Origin of the sequence: Virgibacillus ndiopensis (assembly GCF_900187325.1) — a bacterium.
Lineage (GTDB): Bacteria > Bacillota > Bacilli > Bacillales > Amphibacillaceae > Virgibacillus_E > Virgibacillus_E ndiopensis.
Window position 1 is genome coordinate 349,232 of sequence record NZ_FZMZ01000003.1, and the last position, 23,219, is coordinate 372,450.

The 23,219-nt window shown below is 38.5% G+C and carries 21 protein-coding genes and 2 other annotated features; all 21 genes read right to left on the bottom strand.

Translation table 11 applies throughout. The features are described 5' to 3' along the window. Positions 1–107: 107 nt before the first annotated feature. Entirely contained in the window at positions 108–2,186 is a 2,079-nt protein-coding gene (fusA, locus tag CS937_RS02025) for an elongation factor G (RefSeq protein WP_099156799.1), read from the bottom strand. A 242-nt stretch (positions 2,187–2,428) separates the two neighbouring features. Next, positions 2,429–2,899, bottom strand: a complete 471-nt coding sequence (gene rpsG / locus CS937_RS02030) for a 30S ribosomal protein S7 (protein ID WP_099156800.1) — start codon at positions 2,897–2,899, stop codon at positions 2,429–2,431. A 47-nt stretch (positions 2,900–2,946) separates the two neighbouring features. Next, positions 2,947–3,360 carry a 30S ribosomal protein S12 gene (gene rpsL / locus CS937_RS02035; RefSeq protein ID WP_099156801.1) on the bottom strand — a complete coding sequence of 138 codons (414 nt, stop codon included), beginning with the start codon at positions 3,358–3,360 and terminating at the stop codon, positions 2,947–2,949. Positions 3,361–3,502: 142 nt separating this feature from the next. Then, positions 3,503–3,757 carry a 50S ribosomal protein L7ae-like protein gene (locus CS937_RS02040; protein ID WP_099156802.1) on the bottom strand — a complete coding sequence of 85 codons (255 nt, stop codon included), beginning with the start codon at positions 3,755–3,757 and terminating at the stop codon, positions 3,503–3,505. 179 nt (positions 3,758–3,936) lie between these two features. Further along, entirely contained in the window at positions 3,937–7,539 is a 3,603-nt protein-coding gene (gene rpoC / locus CS937_RS02045) for a DNA-directed RNA polymerase subunit beta' (protein ID WP_099156803.1), read from the bottom strand. Between the two features lie 121 nt (positions 7,540–7,660). Next, positions 7,661–11,197 carry a DNA-directed RNA polymerase subunit beta gene (gene rpoB, locus CS937_RS02050; RefSeq protein WP_099156804.1) on the bottom strand — a complete coding sequence of 1,179 codons (3,537 nt, stop codon included), beginning with the start codon at positions 11,195–11,197 and terminating at the stop codon, positions 7,661–7,663. A 486-nt stretch (positions 11,198–11,683) separates the two neighbouring features. Continuing rightward, positions 11,684–12,286, bottom strand: a complete 603-nt coding sequence (locus tag CS937_RS02055; protein ID WP_099156805.1) for a class I SAM-dependent methyltransferase — start codon at positions 12,284–12,286, stop codon at positions 11,684–11,686. A gap of 102 nt (positions 12,287–12,388) precedes the next feature. After that, positions 12,389–12,754, bottom strand: a complete 366-nt coding sequence (rplL, locus tag CS937_RS02060; protein WP_099156806.1) for a 50S ribosomal protein L7/L12 — start codon at positions 12,752–12,754, stop codon at positions 12,389–12,391. Positions 12,755–12,809: 55 nt separating this feature from the next. After that, on the bottom strand, positions 12,810–13,310 hold the full coding sequence (rplJ, locus tag CS937_RS02065) for a 50S ribosomal protein L10 (protein WP_099156807.1): 501 nt from the start codon (positions 13,308–13,310) through the stop codon (positions 12,810–12,812). Positions 13,311–13,439: 129 nt separating this feature from the next. Then, positions 13,440–13,586: a sequence feature (ribosomal protein L10 leader region), on the bottom strand. 48 nt (positions 13,587–13,634) lie between these two features. Then, positions 13,635–14,327: a 50S ribosomal protein L1 gene (rplA, locus tag CS937_RS02070; RefSeq protein ID WP_099156808.1), complete on the bottom strand. Its 693-nt coding sequence runs from the start codon at positions 14,325–14,327 to the stop codon at positions 13,635–13,637. 372 nt (positions 14,328–14,699) lie between these two features. Continuing rightward, complete coding sequence (rplK, locus tag CS937_RS02075; protein ID WP_141554316.1) at positions 14,700–15,125, bottom strand: 50S ribosomal protein L11; 426 nt, start codon at positions 15,123–15,125, stop codon at positions 14,700–14,702. Positions 15,126–15,437: 312 nt separating this feature from the next. Next, the gene (gene nusG / locus CS937_RS02080; protein WP_099156810.1) at positions 15,438–15,971 is read right to left on the bottom strand and encodes a transcription termination/antitermination protein NusG; all 534 of its coding nucleotides are present in this window, start codon (positions 15,969–15,971) and stop codon (positions 15,438–15,440) included. A 221-nt stretch (positions 15,972–16,192) separates the two neighbouring features. Beyond that, positions 16,193–16,369 carry a preprotein translocase subunit SecE gene (gene secE, locus CS937_RS02085; RefSeq protein WP_176555707.1) on the bottom strand — a complete coding sequence of 59 codons (177 nt, stop codon included), beginning with the start codon at positions 16,367–16,369 and terminating at the stop codon, positions 16,193–16,195. Positions 16,370–16,402: 33 nt separating this feature from the next. Next, positions 16,403–16,552: a 50S ribosomal protein L33 gene (gene rpmG / locus CS937_RS02090; protein ID WP_099156811.1), complete on the bottom strand. Its 150-nt coding sequence runs from the start codon at positions 16,550–16,552 to the stop codon at positions 16,403–16,405. A gap of 148 nt (positions 16,553–16,700) precedes the next feature. Continuing rightward, a complete protein-coding gene (gene sigH / locus CS937_RS02095) occupies positions 16,701–17,351 on the bottom strand; it encodes an RNA polymerase sporulation sigma factor SigH (RefSeq protein WP_099156812.1) in 651 nt (216 codons plus the stop codon). 136 nt (positions 17,352–17,487) lie between these two features. After that, positions 17,488–17,997, bottom strand: coding sequence for an NYN domain-containing protein (locus tag CS937_RS02100; protein WP_099156813.1), 510 nt, complete (start codon positions 17,995–17,997; stop codon positions 17,488–17,490). A gap of 3 nt (positions 17,998–18,000) precedes the next feature. After that, positions 18,001–18,744 carry a 23S rRNA (guanosine(2251)-2'-O)-methyltransferase RlmB gene (gene rlmB, locus CS937_RS02105; protein ID WP_099156814.1) on the bottom strand — a complete coding sequence of 248 codons (744 nt, stop codon included), beginning with the start codon at positions 18,742–18,744 and terminating at the stop codon, positions 18,001–18,003. A gap of 1 nt (position 18,745) precedes the next feature. Further along, positions 18,746–19,144, bottom strand: a complete 399-nt coding sequence (locus CS937_RS02110) for a Mini-ribonuclease 3 (RefSeq protein ID WP_099156815.1) — start codon at positions 19,142–19,144, stop codon at positions 18,746–18,748. Between the two features lie 2 nt (positions 19,145–19,146). Continuing rightward, positions 19,147–20,547, bottom strand: coding sequence for a cysteine--tRNA ligase (cysS, locus tag CS937_RS02115; RefSeq protein ID WP_099156816.1), 1,401 nt, complete (start codon positions 20,545–20,547; stop codon positions 19,147–19,149). Next, positions 20,528–21,196 carry a serine O-acetyltransferase gene (cysE, locus tag CS937_RS02120; RefSeq protein WP_099156817.1) on the bottom strand — a complete coding sequence of 223 codons (669 nt, stop codon included), beginning with the start codon at positions 21,194–21,196 and terminating at the stop codon, positions 20,528–20,530. Before cysE ends, cysS begins: the two co-directional genes overlap by 20 nt. 232 nt (positions 21,197–21,428) lie before the next feature. Beyond that, positions 21,429–21,645 (bottom strand) — a binding site (T-box leader). A 43-nt stretch (positions 21,646–21,688) separates the two neighbouring features. After that, positions 21,689–23,158 (bottom strand): glutamate--tRNA ligase, encoded by a 1,470-nt coding sequence (gene gltX / locus CS937_RS02125; RefSeq protein WP_099156818.1) that lies wholly within the window; start codon positions 23,156–23,158, stop codon positions 21,689–21,691. Positions 23,159–23,219: the final 61 nt, after the last annotated feature.

Below are 23,219 nucleotides of genomic sequence, written 5' to 3' on the forward strand. Positions count from 1 at the left end.
ATAAATGAAAGTATTTTTTTAAGTATTTTTAGAGCCAAGAAATAACAATATATTGTTATTTCTTAGCCTACAATAAAAGTTATACTTTAGAATAAACAAAAAATCAATTATTCACCAGCATTTTTTTTAATAATTTCTTCAGAAATACTTTTTGGTACTTCTTCATAGTGATCAAAATGCATTGTGAATTGTCCGCGTCCTTGTGTGTTAGAACGTAATGCTGTTGCATAACCGAACATTTCAGAAAGTGGAACGAATGCTTTAATAACCTGTGCAGGTCCGCGTGCTTCCATTCCTTCAACACGTCCGCGACGGGATGTTACATCTCCCATGATGTCTCCCATATATTCTTCTGGAATTACAATTTCAACTCTTTCAATTGGTTCAAGAAGAACTGGTTGACATTTGTTCTTCGCAGCTTTTAATGCCATAGAACCTGCGATTTTAAATGCCATCTCATTCGAGTCAACATCATGGTAGCTACCATCATAAAGTGTAGCTTTAATATCAATTAATGGGTAACCAGCTAACACACCACTTTCTGTTGCTTCTTTAATACCATGTTCAACAGATGGAATGTATTCACGTGGTACAACACCACCAACAATTTTGTTTTCAAATTCAAAGCCAGCACCTTCTTCATTTGGTTCAAATTTAACCCAAACGTGTCCGTACTGTCCACGACCACCAGACTGACGTACGAATTTACCTTCGACTTCAGCTGATCCTCGGAATGTTTCACGATACGCAACTTGAGGCGCACCAACATTTGCTTCTACTTTAAATTCACGTTTCAAACGGTCAACAATGATATCAAGGTGAAGTTCACCCATACCAGAAATGATCGTTTGACCAGTTTCAACGTTTGTTTCAGTTTTGAATGTAGGATCTTCCTCTGCTAATTTTCCTAGCGCAATCGCCATTTTATCTTGGTCGGCTTTTGTTTTAGGTTCAATAGCAACACCGATAACCGGCTCAGGGAATTCCATAGACTCTAAGACAACAAGATCTTTTTCATCACATAGTGTATCCCCTGTTGAAGTATCCTTCAAACCTACAGCTGCAGCAATCTCTCCAGAGTATACTGTTGAAATCTCTTCACGTGAATTAGCATGCATTTGCAGGATACGCCCTACACGTTCACGCTTATCTTTCACAGAGTTTTTAACATATGATCCAGAATCTAAAGTACCAGAATATACGCGGAAGAATGTTAACTTACCAACATATGGATCTGTCATTACCTTAAATGCTAGAGCTGAGAAAGGCGCTTTATCATCTGATGGACGAGTAACTTCTTCTTCTGTCCCAGGTACAATACCTTCAATTGGAGGTACATCAGTTGGTGCAGGAAGATAGTCAATTACTCCATCAAGCATCAATTGAACACCTTTGTTTTTAAATGCTGACCCAACAAATACAGGATAAAATTCAACATTTAATGTTGCGGTACGAATAGCTTTTTTAAGTTCATCATTGGAGATCTCTTCTCCTTCTAAGAACTTCATCATAAGCTCTTCATCTAATTCAGAAACAGCTTCAACTAAGTTAGCGCGCCATTCCTCTGCTTTATCTTTGTAATCAGCCGGAATTTCACGAGCTTCAGCACGTGTTCCTAAATCATCCTCATAATAATATGCTTGCATTGTAATAAGGTCAATAATACCTTCAAAGTCATCTTCAGCACCGATTGGAAGCTGAACAGGATGCGCATTTGCACCTAAACGATCACTCAAGGTTTTTGTAGAATACAAGAAATCCGCACCAATCTTATCCATTTTATTAATGAATACGATACGGGGAACCCCATATGTTGTTGCTTGACGCCATACAGTTTCTGTTTGTGGTTCTACACCAGATTGTGCATCAAGAACTGTAACCGCACCATCAAGTACACGCAATGAACGTTCAACCTCAACTGTGAAGTCTACGTGTCCGGGTGTATCGATAATGTTGATACGGTAGCCTTTCCACTGAGCAGTTGTTGCCGCAGAAGTAATGGTGATTCCGCGTTCTTGTTCCTGCTCCATCCAGTCCATTTGTGAAGCACCTTCATGCGTTTCACCAATTTTATGAATACGTCCTGTATAGAAAAGAATACGCTCTGTCGTTGTGGTTTTACCTGCATCGATGTGAGCCATAATACCAATATTGCGCGTCTTTTCCAAGGAGAACTCTCTCGCCATGTATTCTTCTCCTTCCTGTAAAAAGCTTTAGTTGGTTTTATATTACCAATAAATTATCAAATTTGAATGCTATAAATAACTGGGCAACCTAAACAGTCATGTCTAACTCCAACGCCTAATGTGCTTCCCTCACCTCCGTACGATAAGTCAACATCGGTTCGCTTACGCTCACCGTGTTTCCTTTATCTCCTACGGCTCAGTCTAGCCCATAAGTCGCTAACCGGGCACTTCCGCTTTTTATATTACCAGCGGTAGTGAGCAAATGCTTTGTTTGCTTCTGCCATTTTGTGCATTTCCTCGCGTTTTTTAACAGCTGCCCCTGTATTGTTAGAAGCATCTAGAATTTCATTTGCTAAGCGTTCTTCCATTGTTTTCTCTCCGCGTAAACGTGAATAGTTAACAATGTAGCGTAGGCCTAATGCTTGACGGCGTTCTGGGCGAACTTCCATCGGCACTTGGTAGTTTGATCCACCAACACGGCGTGCGCGAACTTCTAGTACTGGCATTACATTCTTCATTGCTTGTTCGAAAACTTCTTTAGCGTTTTGACCGCTACGTTCAGCAACTAGATTGAATGCATTATAAAGAATTTTTTGTGCTTTACCTCTTTTACCGTCAATCATAATTTGGTTGATTAAACGAGTCACTAATTTTGAATTATAAAGTGGATCTGGTAAGACATCGCGTTTAGGTACTGGTCCTTTACGTGGCATATGTCCCCCTCCTTTCCTAAGTCTATGATGCTATAAAATTCAAGAAATTATTTCTTTGGTCGTTTTGTACCGTATTTAGAACGTCCTTGTGCACGTCCTTCAACACCTGCAGTATCTAATGCACCACGTACAATGTGATAACGTACCCCTGGTAAGTCTTTTACACGACCTCCACGAATTAGTACTACACTATGCTCTTGTAGGTTGTGTCCAATTCCTGGAATGTATGCAGTTACCTCAATGTTATTAGATAAACGCACACGTGCATATTTACGAAGCGCCGAGTTCGGTTTCTTCGGTGTTAACGTACCAACACGAGTACATACACCACGTTTTTGTGGAGAAGACTGATCTGTCAAAGATTTTTTAAAGCTATTGTACCCTTTGTTAAGTGCTGGTGAGTCAGATTTTCTTGTTTTGCTCACACGGCCTTTACGCACTAGCTGATTAATAGTAGGCATTATTGTTTTCCTCCCTTCTAGTTGGTAATGTTAAAAACAAACATTTTCGACCACCTATTATTGTTTATTTGTAATACCACATATCCAGGTGGTTCATCTTTTTGCAAAAAACAAAGCTTTCGCGAGTAAGTCCCGCCAAAACTCATGAACGTTTTATTGCTACAGTAGACGCCCCGACATCTATACCACAAGCTGCGCCTAGTTTCTTCATGGAATCTACACGCTCACAAGGAATATCCAACTGTTTAGCTAGATTTACTACCTTTTGTGTCATCTGTTGGTTTGCATCATCTGCAATAAAAACTTCACTTATTTCACCATTTTTCATAGCTTTAAGTGTTTGCTTTGTTCCGATTAATAATCGTGATTTAACCTGAGTTACTTTTTCATAAGACATCAATGTATCCTCCAAAGCAACAAGTATAATCGGGAAGCACCTTGAATATAGTATCAAAATCACATTTCATTGTCAACTAATTTTTAATGCTTCCTGATTAATTCAGCACTTGTTCTTTAAGTAGTAATTCAAAAAGTTAGTGCAAGCACCTGATCCTTTAAGATCAAGGCGCTTATAACTTATTGTACAGTTTCTGTTTCTTGTACTTCTTCTTGTGGTTCATCTAGGTCTGTTTCAATTTTACGATATCGTTGCATTCCTGTCCCTGCAGGAACAAGTTTACCGATAATAACATTTTCTTTCAGTCCTAAGAGTTCATCGCGTTTACCTTTGATTGCAGCATCTGTTAAAACACGTGTTGTTTCTTGGAAAGATGCCGCCGATAAGAATGAATCTGTTTCAAGCGATGCTTTTGTAATCCCGAGTAGAACTGGCTTACCGATAGCAGGTTGCTCGCCATTGTGTAAGACAGTATGGTTAGCATCTTTAAACTGATGAATCTCAAGTAATGAACCTGGAAGTACATTTGTATCCCCAGAATCCATGACACGAATTTTTCGAAGCATTTGGCGTACCATTACTTCTACGTGCTTATCACCAATTTCTACCCCTTGCATACGGTATACACGTTGTACTTCACGAAGAATGTATGATTGTACACCGTCGACTCCTTGAACACGCAATAGATCTTTTGGATCAACAGAACCCTCTGTAAGCTCTTGACCTGCAATTACAGAATCACCCAGTGATACTTTAAGGCGAGCGTTATACGGAACTGCATATGCGCGTTGTTCGACTTCACCTTGAACAACAATTTCTTGTTTGTCTTTAACTTCTTTAATCTCATGAACTGTACCAAGAATTTCAGAAATTACGGCCTGCCCTTTTGGATTACGCGCTTCAAATAATTCTTGGATACGCGGTAAACCTTGTGTAATATCGTCTCCAGCAACTCCTCCTGTATGGAATGTACGCATTGTTAACTGTGTACCTGGTTCACCGATAGATTGTGCAGCAATTATACCAACAGCTTCACCAACTTCTACCTCATCACCAGTTGCAAGATTGCGTCCGTAACATTTTTTGCATACACCATGTTTTGTATTACATGTGAAGACAGATCGAATGGTTACATTTTCAATTCCAGCATCAACAATTTGTTTTGCTTGATCCTCAGAAATTACTGCATCACTCTCAATAATAACCTCATTTGTTTCAGGATGACGAATTGTCTCAAACAATGTACGACCAACTAAACGATCATATAAAGGTTCAATCATTTCAGTACCATCCATTAATGATGAAACAGTTAATCCTCGGTCTGTTCCACAGTCTGTTTCACGGACAATAACATCCTGTGCCACGTCTACTAGACGACGCGTCAAGTAACCTGAGTCAGCTGTTTTCAGTGCTGTATCAGCCAAACCTTTACGTGCGCCATGCGTTGAGATAAAGTATTCCAGTACGGTTAATCCTTCACGGAAACTTGATTTGATCGGTAACTCAATAATACGTCCAGCAGGGTTAGCCATTAGACCACGCATACCTGCTAACTGTGTAAAGTTAGACGCATTACCCCTTGCACCAGAATCACTCATCATGAATATTGGGTTACGGTTATCTAGTGAATGCATCAATTTATCCTGAATCGTATCTTTAGCTTGTGACCAAATTGCAATAACCCTATCATAACGTTCTTCTTCAGTTATCAAACCACGTCGGAATTGTTTTGAGACTTTATCAACTTTGGTTTGAGCTTCTTCGAGAATTGTTTTCTTTTCTGCTAATACAACAATATCCGAAACCCCAACGGTCATACCCGCTTTTGTTGAGTAGCTAAAACCAAGGTCTTTCATTCGGTCAAGCATTTTAGATGTTTCACTTATTTTAAAACGTTTAAACACTTCAGCGATAATATCGCCTAAGAAGCCTTTTTTAAACGGTTTAATGATTTCTCGCGACTCGATCTCTTCTCTAATGTTTGTTCCCTTTTCAACAAAACAGTTTTCTGGAGTACGAACTTCCAAATTAGTTTTAGTTGGTTCATTAATATACGGGAAAGATTCTGGCAAGATTTCATTAAAAATCAATTTACCAACTGTTGTAATCAGTAGTTGATTACGTTGTTCCTCTGTAAAGGTTTTATTATTAACGCTTGATGCTTGAACAGCAATGCGTGTATGCAAATGTACATATCCGTTTTGATAAGAAAGTAAAGCTTCATTGACATCTTTGAAGACACTTCCTTCCCCAATTGCATCTTCACGCTCAAGTGTTAAGTAATAGTTCCCTAATACCATATCCTGTGATGGCGTAACAACTGGCTTACCATCTTTAGGGTTTAAAATATTCTGTGCAGCAAGCATTAGAATGCGTGCCTCTGCCTGAGCTTCTGCAGACAACGGAACGTGTACCGCCATTTGGTCACCGTCAAAGTCAGCGTTGTAAGCTGTACATACTAGTGGATGTAGGCGAATGGCACGACCCTCAACTAATGTTGGTTCAAATGCCTGAATTCCAAGACGGTGCAATGTTGGCGCACGGTTAAGTAATACAGGGTGCTCCCGGATTACTTCTTCTAAAACATCCCACACTTCAGGATGCACTCGTTCAATTTTACGTTTAGCTGATTTTATATTGTGAGCCAATCCTCTTTCGACTAACTCTTTCATAATAAATGGTTTAAATAACTCTAAAGCCATCTCTTTTGGTAATCCACATTGGTACATTTTCAAGTGCGGACCAACTACGATTACAGAACGACCAGAATAGTCAACACGTTTACCCAATAAGTTTTGACGGAAACGACCTTGTTTCCCTTTTAACATATGAGATAACGATTTTAAAGGTCTATTACCAGGGCCTGTAACTGGGCGTCCACGACGACCGTTATCAATTAATGCATCAACTGCTTCTTGGAGCATTCTTTTTTCATTTTGCACAATAATACTTGGTGCACCAAGATCCAATAAGCGTTTTAAGCGATTATTACGATTAATAACACGACGATATAAATCATTCAAATCAGAAGTAGCAAAACGTCCTCCATCAAGTTGGACCATTGGTCTGATTTCAGGTGGTATTACTGGTAATACATCCAAAACCATCCATGATGGTTCATTACCAGAGTGACGGAAAGCCTCTAATACTTCTAAACGTTTAATTGCTCGTGTTCTACGTTGACCTTGCGCAGTTTTAAGTTCTTCTTTTAATGCATCGACTTCTTTTTCAAGATCAATATCTTGGAGCAGCTTACGGATTGCCTCAGCACCCATTTGCGCTTTAAAGGTTTTACCATATTTATCGTAATAAGCACGGTATTCTTTTTCAGATAGTAATTGTTTCTTCTCAAGTGGAGTGTTACCTGGATCAGTTACAATATATGCCGCAAAATAGATAACCTCTTCCAAAGCTCGTGGGGACATATCTAAAACAAGTCCCATTCTGCTTGGTATACCTTTGAAGTACCAAATGTGCGAGACCGGTGCAGCTAATTCAATATGACCCATTCGTTCACGGCGAACCTTCGCTTTTGTAACCTCTACGCCGCAACGATCACAGACAACACCTTTGTAACGTACACGCTTATACTTACCACAATGACATTCCCAATCTTTTTGCGGTCCGAAAATACGCTCACAAAATAGACCATCTTTCTCAGGCTTTAATGTACGGTAGTTAATTGTTTCTGGTTTTTTTACCTCGCCGTATGACCAAGAGCGAATTTTTTCCGGTGAAGCTAAACCAATTTTCATATACTCAAAGTTATTTACATCTAGCAAGGGGCCTACCTCCCTTTTAGTGTCCGATTTTACCATAATCATAAGTTATCGAATTTTTATGATAAAGTTGGAGAAGTTGACCTTTCAGAAAAGAAAGGTCAACACTCCGCTCCATTGCTTTTTAATTTTCTTCAACTTCTAAATTCAGCTTGCTTGCTGCTTGTGTTTCTTCTTCTTCAATTTCACGCATATCAATTTCTTGATCGTCACCAGACAGCATTTTAACATCCAATCCAAGACTTTGTAATTCTTTGATTAGTACCTTAAACGATTCTGGTACACCAGGCTCTGGAACATTGTCACCTTTAACGATAGCTTCATATGTTTTCACACGACCAACAACATCATCTGACTTAACAGTTAATATTTCTTGAAGTGTATATGCAGCACCATATGCCTCAAGTGCCCATACCTCCATCTCACCAAATCGCTGTCCACCAAATTGCGCTTTACCACCTAGTGGCTGTTGCGTTACTAATGAGTATGGTCCAGTTGAACGAGCATGCAATTTATCATCAACCATGTGTGCCAGTTTAATCATATACATAACCCCGACAGAGACACGGTTATCAAAAGGATCACCTGTTCTTCCATCATAAAGTACGGTTTTAGCATCCCTAGGCATTCCGGCTTCTTGCAATGTATCCCATACATCTTGCTCTGTCGCACCATCAAACACTGGAGTTGCTACATGAATTCCTAGTGCTCTTGCTGCCATACCGAGATGTAATTCAAATACCTGTCCGATATTCATACGTGATGGAACACCTAATGGGTTAAGCATGATATCAACTGGCGTTCCATCCGGTAAAAATGGCATGTCTTCTTCAGGCAATATTTTAGAAATAACACCTTTGTTACCGTGACGTCCAGCCATTTTGTCTCCTTCATGGATTTTACGCTTCTGAACGATATAAGCGCGGACTAATTGGTTAACGCCTGGTGGTAACTCATCACCATCTTCACGGTTGAAAATCTTAACATCTAGCACAATTCCACCAGCACCATGCGGTACGCGTAAAGATGTGTCGCGAACTTCACGAGCTTTTTCGCCAAAAATGGCATGAAGTAATCGTTCTTCTGCAGATAATTCCGTAACCCCTTTTGGCGTTACCTTACCTACTAAAATATCTCCATCTGAAACCTCGGCTCCAACACGAATAATTCCTTGTTCATTAAGGTTTTTCAATGCCTCTTCACCGACGTTTGGAATATCTCTTGTGATTTCTTCTGGTCCGAGCTTAGTATCGCGTGCCTCTGATTCATACTCTTCGATGTGAATGGATGTATAAACATCATCTTTCACAAGACGTTCGCTCATGATAATCGCATCTTCATAGTTGTAACCTTCCCAAGTCATAAAGCCAACTAATACATTACGACCAAGAGCAAGTTCTCCATCTTCCATTGAAGGACCATCAGCTAGTATTTCACCCTTTGTAACACGATCTCCGTTGCTTACAATCGGACGTTGGTTATAGCAAGTACCCTGGTTAGAACGGATATATTTCTGAAGTTTGTAACGATCTACGTCACCTTTAACTTCTTTGCCATCCACTTCCTCTATACGACGAACATGTATTTCTTTAGCTTCTACGCGTTCTACAATACCACCGTTTCGGCAGATTATTGCAGCTCCAGAGTCTTTACCGTCAACATACTCCATCCCTGTTCCAACAATTGGCGCTTCCGGTTTCATCAATGGTACCGCTTGACGTTGCATGTTTGCACCCATTAATGCACGGTTTGAGTCATCGTTTTCCAAGAACGGAATACACGCCGTTGCAGCAGAAACAACCTGCTTAGGAGACACGTCCATATAATCGATCCGATCTTTTGGAACAGCAGTGTTTTCCCCGCGGAAACGGGCAATAACTTCATCATCCACAAAAGTACCGTCATCATCTAAATGAGCATTTGCTTGTGCCACAACATAGTTATCTTCTTCATCTGCAGTTAAGTAATCAATTTGAGCAGTTACTTTACCTGTATCTGGGTCAACCCGACGATATGGTGTTTCAATAAACCCAAATGTGTTTACTTTTGCATAACTTGATAATGAGTTAATTAAACCGATATTTGGACCCTCTGGAGTCTCGATCGGACACATACGACCATAGTGGGAATAGTGAACATCACGAACTTCAAAGCCCGCACGCTCTCTTGTTAATCCACCGGGTCCTAGTGCTGATAACCGACGTTTATGTGTTAACTCTGCTAATGGATTTGTCTGATCCATAAACTGAGAAAGCTGTGAACTTCCAAAGAATTCTTTAATCGATGCAATGACAGGACGAATATTGATCAATTGCTGTGGTGTTACACTTGATGTGTCTTGAATAGACATTCTCTCGCGTACAACACGCTCCATACGGGATAATCCAATACGGAATTGATTTTGTAACAACTCACCCACTGAACGCAGGCGACGGTTTCCTAAATGATCAATATCGTCTGTATCTCCAACTCTGTGCAACAAATTAAAGAAATAGCTAATTGCAGATAATATATCTGCAGGCATTATATTTTTAACGCCTTTATCAATACCAGCATTTCCTATAACGTTTAATTCTCTTTCACCACTTGGGTCAGTTGGATCTACAATTTTAACTGATTGCAAACGAATAGGGTCTTCCAACACACCATCATGTGGCTCCATGATTCTTTCGCCAAGTTTGTCTTCCTCTTTATCAAGATAAGGAATTATCTTATTTAATAATTTACGCTCTAGTTTGTCGCCTTTTTGAGCTAAAACTTCACCAGTTTCCTGATCAACTATTGTTTCAGCTAAAACTTGATTGAACAAACGATTTTTGATGTGAAGTTTTTTATTCATTTTATAACGACCAACATGCGCTAGATCATAACGTTTTGGATCAAAGAAACGTGAAACTAATAAACTTTTTGCATTATCAACCGTTGGCGGTTCCCCCGGACGTAATCGTTCATAGATTTCTAACAATGCTTTTTCAGTTGTTTCGGTGTTATCTTTTTCAAGGGTATTTTTCAAGTATTCATTTTCACCTATCAGATCAATGATTTCCTGATCCGTACCAAATCCAAGCGCACGTAATAACACGGTAATTGGTAACTTACGTGTTCTATCGATTCGGACATAAGCAACATCCTTTGCATCTGTTTCAAACTCCAACCATGCCCCACGGTTCGGAATTACAGTTGCTGCGATGCCTCGCTTTCCGTTTTTATCAATTTTTTCATTATAATAGACACTAGGTGAACGAACGAGCTGCGATACAATAACGCGTTCTGCACCATTAATAACAAATGTGCCTGTGTCAGTCATTAATGGGAAATCTCCCATAAATACTTCCTGCTCTTTTACTTCTCCAGTTTCATTATTGATTAAACGAACCTTCACGCGAAGCGGAGCATTGTACGTTACATCTCTTTCTTTTGATTCATCTACAGGATATTTAGGTTCACCTAAACTATAATCAACAAACTCTAGTGATAAGTTCCCTGTAAAATCTTCAATCGGTGAAATGTCCTGAAACATCTCTCGCAATCCTTCTTCTAAAAACCATTGGTAAGAAGCAGTTTGGATTTCGATAAGATTTGGTAATTCTAATACCTCGCTGATACGCGCATAGCTCCTGCGTTGGCGGTGCCGTCCATACTGAACTAGTTGACCTGTCAACAGCTTCACCCCTCAAATCAAGCATTTTTCATAGATAAAGATTGATAATCCCAGAAAAATGACTATTATATTATAAAAAACACGCTGAGAATATATATTTATATTTCAGGTTGTTTTTTGTTTTTTAAGTAAGATCTTGCTAAAATACCTTCAGCGTCAAACATGCTGAACAAACTTGCAATATAACAATTATTACAAGTATTTTTAAATGAAAGGTAATATCATTCTAGTAGTTATTGCAAAAATGATATTATATTTCTTACATCGGTTCAAAAATATATTCTTACAACACTATTTTAAAAAACAAAAAAGGTTTTTTAGTAAAAACCTCGTTCATGTATAAAAATGGTAAATGTGGTAAAAGTTCAGATTTTAACAGTGTCTCCGAATACCGATGAATTATACGTTTATATTTAATGAAAATTCCTCTTGACAAAGAAAGTCCATGTTAGCATTTTATTATAATATCACAAGAGTTTTGTTAGGTCAAACATTTACCGCACGTAAAATAAAATACCCTTTATCACGAACAACTACTTCTACATTTCCAAACAAATCGTACAATTTTTCTTTCGCTGACGGTGCACCCTGTTTTTTTTGAATGACAACCCACAATTCACCATGCTCACCTAAGGCTTGTTTACTTTCCTCAAACATTGCGTGCACAACTTTTTTTCCGGCTCTTATAGGCGGATTTGTTAAAATAGCAGCAAACTTATGATTCATTAAATTCGAAAACCGATCACTCTTTACAAACGATACATTTTTAACATGATTAAGTTTAGCATTGTGTTCAGCTAACCCTAACGCTCGCTCATTCACATCTGCTAAAATAACATTTCGATTTCCATAATTCTTCGCTAATGTGATTCCGATAGGACCGTATCCACAGCCAAGATCTAATAAATCGCCGTTCACATTAGGTTCTTTAAACGTTTCAATTAATAACCTTGAGCCAAAATCTACTTCGTTTTTAGAAAAAACGCCATAATCACTAGTAAATGTATATGAATTTCCTTTTAATTGATATTTCCATGTCTTGGGTGAACTTTTAGATTGGGGTTTTTGTGAAAAGTAATGCTCAGTCATATGGGCACCTACTTTGTGTATTGTTGTGTATTGTTTACCTAGAGAAGATGAATTAATATATTGAGAGCCCGTCGCATATTACGACGAGCTCATATTTAAAAATTACTTAACTTCTACAGTTGCTCCAGCTTCTTCAAGTTTACCTTTAACTTCTTCAGCTTCATCTTTAGAAACGCCTTCTTTGATTGCTTTAGGTGCGTTATCTACTAAGTCTTTAGCATCTTTAAGACCTAAGCCAGTGATTTCACGTACAGCTTTTACAACTTTGATTTTTGATGCTCCAGCACTTTCAAGTACTACATCAAATTCAGTTTTTTCTTCAGCAGCTTCTCCGCCGCCAGCTCCACCTGCTACTGCAACTGGTGCTGCAGCTGTTACTCCAAATTCTTCTTCAATTGCTTTTACAAGATCATTTAAATCTAAAACAGACATTTCTTTAATAGCGTCAATAATTTGCTCTTTAGTCATGATTTAGTTCCTCCTATTTTTCAGTTAATTTTTTTATAAATCGACAGGCACTAATTTATGCCCCTTGTTCTTCTTTTTGCTCCGCAATAGCTTTTGTAGCATATGCAAAGTTACGTACAGGTGCTTGAAGCACGCTAAGCAACATAGAAACCATACCTTCGTAGTTCGGTAGGTTACCAAGTTCTTTAATTTGATCAAGCGTTGCGATTTTTCCTTCAATCACGCCGCCTTTGATTTCTAGTGCTTCGTGATCTTTTGCGAATTTGTTCAAAATTTTAGCCGGAGCTACCACATCTTCATTACTGAATGCGATTGCTGTTGGACCAACTAATGTTTCGTTTAGTTCGCTTAATTCTAGTGAATCCGCAGCGCGACGTGCCATAGAGTTTTTGTATACCTTGAATTCAACACCAGCTTCACGAAGCTGTTTACGTAATTCAGTAACCTCCGCCACATCAAGGCCACGATAATCAACTAATAAAGTAGATTGGCTAGATTGGAATTTATCAGCAATTTCTTGAACTAGTTGTTTTTTACTCTCGATAATTTTGGACATTGTTCCACCTCCTGTTAACATTCTCATTATACCGGCTGAAAAGCGCAAGCGCCCTGTCACCCTCGACAAAGTTAAGCCGAGACGTTCTCTGGTCGCATAGAGGGTAAAGAAGACGCCGAAGCTAGACAACAAGACAAAGTAAAAGCCTCCATGTAGACATGGAGGCTTTTTATAACAAATATGAATCAATTTGATTTTATTTGTTCTTAAACACCTCGGCAGGGTATTAAGCGAATGACTCGCACCTACTGTCTACGGTACAACATATTTATTTATTCAACGAGAATTAGTATAACCAATCTCGATTAAAAAGTCAATAACGAATTAACGGTAAGCAGAAACGTCAATTTTGATTCCAGGTCCCATTGTAGAAGTTACAGATACGTTTTTCATGTAAACTCCTTTTGCAGCTTGTGGTTTTACTTTAACAATAGTTTCAGTAATAGCTTCAAAATTCTCAACTAATTTTTCATTATCAAATGAGATTTTTCCAATCGGAACATGGATATTAGATTGTTTATCTACACGATATTCTACTTTACCAGCTTTGATTTCTTTAACTGCTTTTTCAACTTCAAAAGTTACAGTTCCAGTTTTAGGGTTCGGCATTAATCCTTTTGGTCCTAAAACACGTCCAAGTTTACCAACTTCAGCCATCATGTCTGGAGTAGCAACGATCACATCAAATTCAAACCATCCTTGGTTGATTTTGTTGATCATGTCTTGATCTCCAACATAATCTGCTCCAGCAGCTTCTGCCTCTTTCGCTTTGTCACCTTTAGCAAATACTAAAACGCGTTGTGTTTTACCAGTACCATGTGGCAACACCATTGCTCCACGAATTTGTTGATCTGCTTTTTTAGGATCTACACCTAAACGAAATGCAACTTCAACTGTTTCATCAAAATTTGCTCTTGAAGCTTCTTTTAATAATGCAATAGCTTCTTTTGATTCATATGATTTTGAACGATCAACAAGCTTTAATGCTTCTTGATGCTTTTTACCTTTTTTAGCCATTTTGTTTCCTCCTCATTTGTGGTTATAGCGGTAATACCTCCCACTTATAAAAGCCGACGCGGCTTTTATAAAGCTTGCGCTTGAGATTTGTGTTTAAGGGAACCCCTACAACACCAACCCCGTTCACGAAAAAGGTTGCGAGAGATGGAATCCCATTTTCGCAACCCATACCGTATTTAAGAGCTCAGTTAAGCTCCATGGGCTTGCCACTCAAAACATAAGCAAGCGACACTCCGAGTCCGGGGACTACAGGATGTAGGTCAGTTCGACATTGCCACAAGACGCGGTCTTAGTCAAACCTCCTTGATTACGCTTTACAGTCCCTTGCTTATGCTTTTCACAGGTAACCAAGCCCGTCCCGCTTCCTGAGTATTAGTCTTCAATCGTAATACCCATGCTGCGTGCAGTTCCTTCAACCATGCGCATCGCTGCTTCTACATCAGCAGCGTTTAGGTCAGGCATTTTTGTTTCCGCAATTTCTTTTACCTTATCGCGTTTAACAGTTGCGACTTTATTACGGTTTGGTTCACCTGAACCAGATTCTATACCAGCTGCTTTTTTCAACAATACTGCAGCAGGTGGAGTTTTTGTAATAAATGTAAATGAACGGTCTTCAAATACCGAGATTTCAACCGGAATAATCATACCTGCTTGATCTTGCGTACGAGCATTAAATTCTTTACAAAATCCCATGATATTAACTCCTGCTTGACCTAATGCCGGTCCTACTGGCGGTGCTGGATTTGCTTTTCCAGCTGGAATTTGTAGTTTTACAATTTTAATTACTTTTTTAGCCACGAGACACACCTCCTTAAAGTCCGTGATGTGGTAATAGGGGCTTTCCCCTCCCACTCAATATTAGCCATTCACCTCTAGTTTCTGAGGTCATAATTAACAAAAGAATTTTAGCATGAATAACTAAATTATGCAAGGTTTTATTCTAGATTTTAGTTTTTTTGCGCTTTATAAATAGTAGCTATTACCAAGCTTGTCTAGTTGCGCGCGGACTAGTGACTAAAGCCATAGTCAATGGGGACTCCAACACCAAACAAACACACCCTACGCCCCCACGCTTATACGTCCATTCTATGAACGGCCGTCTCTCTTTTCCTACAATTTCTCTATTTGTGAAAAATCTAGTTCTACTGGAGTCTCTCTACCGAACATGTTCACGTGAACTTTGATCTTTTGTTTATCAACATCGATATGTTCGATTGTTCCAGTGAAGTTTGAGAATGGTCCATCTATTACACGGACATTTTCTTTTATCTCGAAATCAACTTGGGTAACTTTGTCTGTCATACCCATACGTTTTAAGACAGTATCTACTTCATCAGGAAGTAATGGCGTCGGTTTTGATCCATGGCCGCTTGATCCGACAAACCCAGTAACCCCGGGCGTGTTCCTTACAACATACCAAGAATCGTCTGTCATAACCATTTCAGCGAGTACGTAGCCTGGGAAAAATTTCTTCTTTAATACTTTCTTTTTTCCATTTTTGATTTCTGTTTCTTCATCTTCAGGAACAATCACACGGAAAATCTTATCCTCCATGCCCATTGTTTCTACACGCTTCTCTAAATTTGTTTTCACCTTGTTTTCATACCCTGAATACGTATGAACAACATACCAGTTTTTCTCCATCTGAACAGGACAAATCGAACTTGCCCTTCCCTCCCTTTGAAAAATAAATTAAATAAAAGTATAAAACTTTTGGGTCTATAACTTTAGTAAATGGGTACTTTGGCACCTAACCAACTTTCCAAACCACCATTTACAAAAAAACACAATATTAAAAAACCCGCTAATCCGGGTTTTTGGTAAGAAAAATTGTTTATTTTCATTATAGCATAATTATAACACTATTATTCAAAGAGATATAATATTTGTGTAATCCCAAGGTCAATCAATGTGAAAAATAATGCTACAAACACAACTGTAGTAATAACGGTTACTGTATAACTTGTTAATTCACGGCCTTTTGGCCAACTTACCTTTTTCATCTCTCTTGAAACGTTTTTAAAAAATTTAAACAGACCCATGCTTGTACCCCCAAACTCTACCCGAAGAGTGCTTTATTTCGTCTCACGGTGCAACGTATGTTTCCCACATGTCTTGCAATATTTTCTTACTTCTAATCGTATAGGTTGTGTGGATACATTTTTGTTTGTTGTATAATTCCTGCTTGAACACACTGCACACGCTAATGTTATCTTTTTATTCATCACTTCACCCCATCATAGGGTACTTTACTATAAAAACTAATATATAATATCTTTAACCTAAAGCCAAATCCGTAAATTTGTCTCTACTTCAGTCCTCTTTTTAATGTAGCACGCTTGTGTACCTGTGTCAACGCCAGCATATACCACATCACAAACTTAATTCGCTTTCTTCTATCAATTGTTCCAGCTTCCGTTTAACACGCTGCAATGCATTATCTATCGACTTGACGTGCCTTTTTAACTCAACAGAGATTTCCTGATACGTCCTTCCATCCAGATATAAAAGTAAGACTTCCTTTTCTAACTCGCTTAATAATTCGGATAATTTATATTCCATATCATCGAATTTTTCTCTATTTACAAGTAACTCTTGTGGATCAATCGCTTTCGAACCAGCAATAACATCTAACAATGTTCGATCTGATTCTTCATCATAAATTGGCTTGTCCAAAGAAACGTAGGAATTTAGCGGAATATGTTTTTGTCTTGTAGCTGTCTTAATCGCAGTAATTATTTGTCGGGTAATACAGAGCTCAGCAAACGCTTTAAATGATGAAAGCTTGTCCCCATTAAAGTCACGTATCGCTTTATAGAGACCAATCATTCCTTCCTGCACAATATCTTCTTTGTCAGCACCGATAAGAAAATAAGTGCGCGCTTTTGCTCGAACGAAATTTCGATATTTATTTATCAAAAAATCAAGTGCATGACTATTTCCTTGCTGGATCAAATCAATGATTGCATCATCATCAAGCAATTCTATGCTTTGATTATCTGTCTCTATCTGCTTGACACTCACCAAGTATGACCCCCCGACTTTCACAGTCAATATATAGAGTTAGTATACAGTAACCGTTTCCACACCGTCAATAGGATAACAGACCGAATAATGAATAAAAATGAGGAAACGGCGCACAAAATAGGCGTTTTTACGCCTATTTGTCTCCTCTTCTCCATTTTTCGAAAGTTTCTAAAATATTTTTTTGTAACGGTATTCTTGCTTGTGGTTTCACATTTTTATAACGATCAATACTTTCTTCGATTTCTATCTCTATATTCTTTAATTCGATATATAGTTCTCTAGCTGACTTTCGTAATGCCCCACTCCCGAAAATAGTTCGTTGTTCAGCGAAATCAGACGTCGCAACGTATACTTGTGTATCTACATTTTTTATATCTTTCACAAGCTTTTCGATACACTCATCTGCCGTTTCCTTCTCTTTCGTATATATAACTTCTACTTTGAATTCTTCTTGTATACTCGCTATACCTTTTACATAGTAAGCATCAAACACAACGATAATACGATATCCAGAAAACGCTTGATACTCTGCCATTAATTCAATTAACCGATCTCTAGCATGGCTCATATCTGTTTCTTTTAGTTTCTGCAACTCTTCCCATGCGCCGATTATGTTATAGCCATCCACCACCAAAACAACCATATGCTATTCCCCAAGTGGATATCTTTTGCGGAATACTTCGTACAACAATAACGAACATGCAACAGATGCATTTAACGAGGAAACCTTACCTTTCATTGGAAGGCTAACCGTCCAGTCACATTTATCTTTTACTAATCGACTCATTCCTTTTCCCTCATTACCAATGACAAGTGCTATCGAGATTGCCCCATCTAACGATCGATAATCTTCAGTTGCATTTGCCTCGGTTCCTACTACCCAAATATTATTACCTTTTAATTCATCAATTGTATTTGCAATATTTGTTACGCGAGCAACAGGAATATGTTCCAACGCTCCGGCAGCAGTTTTCGCTACAACCTGTGTTAAACCAACAGATCGCCTTTTTGGGATAATGACGCCATGTGCACCAGTAGCATCTGCCGTACGTAAAATTGATCCCAAATTATGCGGATCCTCTAGCTCGTCCAAAATGATAAAAAAAGGAGCTTCACCCCGCTTCTCAGCTTGAGCATATAAATCGTCTAAGGTTGCGTATTGATAAGATGCTACATATGCTATAACACCTTGATGGTTTCCATCGGCTAAATGATCAAGTTTATTCCTTGGTACTTTTTGTACAATTGTACCTGCACCTTTAGCTAATTGCTGAATCTTTCCTTGCGTGTTAACGTTTAATTGTTCGGATAGTAGAACTTTATTAACGGAACGACCAGACTTCAATGCTTCCACAACCGGATTTTTACCGATAATCATTTCTTGATCCATGTTAGCTTTTCCTCCCTTCCACAAATTCTATTGCTCTTGTTAGCAATTCTTCTAATCGTTCGTTATTTTTAAGTAAATAATGATAGCCGAGCAACGCCTCAAATGCTGTGCTGTATCGATATGTCTGTACATCCGTATTTTTTGGAATAGAACCTGATTTTGCATTTCTCCCTCGAGATACTACACGTTCCTCTTCTTCGGTTAAAAATGATGTATCTAACCAATGCAAAATTACCGTAGCCTGGGACTTAGCAGCCACAAATGCGACTGCATTCTTGTGCAATTGATTCGGCTTTACTTGACCAGATTGGATTAAATGCTCCCTTACTCGCAGCTCGTAAACCACATCACCCATATATGCTAAGGCTAAGCTCTTCAGTTGCTTTACATCTAGGTCCATGCTTAGCCCCTTTTCCATCGTGTTCCTTGAGGTGTATCCTCTAAAATTATATTTTTTTCCTTCAATTCATCACGTATTTCGTCTGCTCGCTTAAAGTTACGGTTCATTCTTGCCTCAATCCGTTCGTGAATTAACACCTCTATATCCTCATCAAGTAATTCTTCGCTTTGCCTTATGTTAATCCCCAGTACTTCAAGGAACGCTGTAATTGCCTCCTGAAAAGCTTCTATTACTTTTGAAGACGTTTGTTTTGACTGCAAATAAACATTTGCCTCTTTCGTTACATCAAACAATACGGAAATTGCGTTTGCTGTATTAAAGTCATCATCCATTTCTAACTCAAACCGATTCTTAAAATCCGCTATCTTTTCCAACCATTGATCAGCCTCTTTGTCTAAATTCACACTTGTTCCTTTCCGATGATCGAGGTTGAAATATGCTGTCTTAATTCGTTCTAGGCTATTTTTTGCCGCTTCTAAAAGTTCTTCACTAAAATTAATTGGATTACGATAATGCACACTTAGCATAAAAAAGCGGATAACTTGTGGGTCATGCTGATTGATTAATTCCCTTGTTAATACAAAGTTACCAAGCGATTTGGACATTTTTTCATTATCGATATTAATATACCCATTATGCATCCAATACTTTGCAAATGTTTTTCCCGTCATTGCTTCTGATTGAGCAATTTCATTTTCATGGTGTGGAAACGTTAGATCCTGCCCTCCAGCATGAATATCAATTGTATCTCCGAGATATTTTTTAACCATTGCCGAGCATTCGATATGCCATCCCGGACGCCCTTTTCCCCATGGGGTTTCCCAAGCAATTTCCCCGGGCTTAGCACTTTTCCAAAGGGCAAAGTCAAGCGGGTCTGATTTTTTCTCACCAATTTGAATTCGTGCACCAGATCTTAATTCATCGATTGATTGATGAGATAATTTACCATATCCGTCAAATGAGCGTGGTTTAAAATAAACATCACCATCAACTGCATAAGCATAGCCTTTATCAATTAGTGTCTCAATAAAATTAATGATGTCATCCATTGTATCCGTAACGCGTGGGTTGTGTGTTGCCTTTTTAACACCTAATGCATCAACATCGTCTAAATAAGCATCAATAAACCGATTAGCTACTTCTGGGATCTCTTCACCCAAGTCTTGAGCAGCCTTAATAATTTTATCATCTACATCAGTAAAATTTAGTACGTAGTCAACATGGTATCCCTTATATTCTAAATACCTACGTACTGTATCAAAAACAATTGCAGGTCTAGCATTCCCTATATGAATATAGTTGTATACTGTGGGCCCACAAACATACATACTCACCTTACCTTCTTCAATTGGCTGAAACGGTTCTTTTTCATGTGTCAACGTATTATAAAGTTTTATCGACATTTTGCTTCCCTTCTTTCAACTTTGCTATTTCTTCTCGTAATGCGTTAATTTCAGCTTGTAAGTGATCACATTTATCAGCAACAGGATCAGGCATTTTATGATGATCTAAATCTCGTCGTACCTTTTCACCATTTTGTACAACGACCCTTCCTGGTATTCCAACTACCGTCGAATGATCAGGCACATCATGCAGGACAACAGAACCACCACCGACCTTTGAACTCTCCCCAATTGTTATGGATCCAAGTACCTTCGCACCCGTTGCAATAAGTGCATTATCTTTAATAGTAGGGTGCCGTTTCCCCTTTTCCTTACCAGTTCCACCAAGGGTAACGCCTTGAAACACAGTAACATTATTCCCAATTTCGCATGTCTCGCCAATTACAACTCCCATTCCATGGTCAATAAAAAACCTTCTACCTATTTTAGCCCCTGGATGTATTTCAATCCCCGTAAAAAATCTACTAACTTGCGAAATTACGCGTGCGATAAAAAAGAAGTTTCGTTTATAAAATGCATGGGCGAGACGATGTGACCATATTGCATGTAAACCAGAATAAGTTAAAAATACTTCAAAATAAGTGCGTGCTGCTGGATCTTGTTCAAATACAACGTCCATGTCTTCCTTCATCCGTTTAAAAAGTCCCATTAGAACAAGCCTCCTTTGCTTAGTAATTGGTTTTTGCGGTCTTGCTAAGAATGCGGTTGATAACCCTTTATCCATTTATAAAAGCTCAGAGCCCGTGGAAAGCGTAGTGTTTTTCTGCAGCGGTCGCATGGCACCGAACATGATTTTAAATTACGTCGCATTTTAGTTCAACTGCGAGAGTAAAAAAACATTTTAAGAAAAGAACCTAAAAAACGTCTCTGTGTAATAACTACACAGAGACGCTTATCGCGCGGTTCCACTCTGTTTGGAGATAGATTGTCTCCCAACTTATGCTCTAGTAACGGTAGATTACCGCCGTTATATACTTAACTTCCATAACGGACTCAAGGGTGCATTTCAAAAACGATGGCTTAAAATCACTTGCAGCCGGTGGTGATTCTCTCTGATTAAGACATTCGTTTTTTACTTCTCCCTATCGACGTTCAATATTGTATTATTACTATATTACATTTCGCCTAGAATGTGAACAAATTAAGCTTCTAATTGTTTTAAAACTTTATCCAACCTAGCTAAAATAACATCTTTACCTAAAAGCTCGATAGCCATTGGTAATTCTGGACCATGCATTTGTCCAGTTGTAGCAACTCGAATTGGCATAAAGAGTTTTTTACCTCGATGGCCCGTTTCCTTTTGTGTTGCTTTAATTTCCGATTTAATCGTATCTTTATTAAATTCATCAAGATGAATTAATTTATCTGTAAAGACCTGTAAAACTTCCGGAACTTGTTCTCCGTTAAGCACATCCATAGCATCCTCATCATACGCAATATGTTCATTAAAGAATAACTCAGTCAACTCCACAATTTCCGCACCGTAGCGTAATTGTTCCTTATAAAGCGCGATAACATTCTCTGCCCATGTACGTGTTTCCTCATCCATATCACTAGGCAGTTTACCTGCATCAATCAAGTGCGGCATTGTTAAATCAACAACCGTCGCAAAATCCAATGATTTAATATATTCATTGTTCATCCATTTTAATTTTTGTGGATCAAAAATTGCCGCAGATGTGGACAGACGGTTAGGGTCAAAAATATCGATAAGTGTATGTTTATCAAAAATTTCTTCTTCCCCAACCGGTGACCATCCAAGTAACGTAATGAAATTAAACATCGCCTCTGGTAAATAGCCTAAGTTATGATATTGCTCGATAAATTGCAAAATGTGTTGATCACGTTTACTTAACTTTTTCCGTTCTTCATTTAAAATCAACGTCATGTGACCAAATTTAGGCGGTTCCCAGCCAAATGCATCATAGATCATCATTTGTTTAGGTGTGTTAGAAATATGCTCTTCACCACGTAAGATATGCGTAATGCTCATCAAATGATCATCAATTGCTACCGCAAAATTATAAGTTGGAATCCCGTTCTTTTTCACAATTACCCAATCACCAAAGTCACTAGATTCAAAGGTAATGTTCCCACGTACAATATCTGGAAATGTATATGTTTTGTTTTCAGGAACACGGAAACGAATGCTTGGTTTACGTCCTTCTTGTTCAAACGCAGCAATTTCCTCAGTAGTTAGATCGCGATGTGCACCCGAATACTTTGGAGCTTGTCCTTTTGCTTTTTGCTTTTCACGTTCAGCATCAAGCTCTTCTTCTGTCATATAGCATTTATACGCCAAACCTCGTTCAAGGAGTTCATCCACATATTTCTGATAAATATCTAGACGCTCCATTTGGCGATACGGCCCATATTCGCCACCAATATCTGCCCCTTCGTCCCATTCAATTCCTAGCCATTTTAAATAGCGTAATTGGCTCTCTTCGCCGCCTTCAACATTTCGTTTGTCATCGGTATCTTCAATTCGAATAATAAATTTCCCATCAAAATGTTTCGCATATAAATAATTAAATAATGCAGTTCTTGCGTTCCCAATATGTAAATGACCTGTTGGGCTTGGCGCATAACGAACACGGACTTGATTTGTCATGGTATTACCCCTTCCTTTTATTAGCTTAGTCTATATGAAAAACTTTATCATTATCATTAAG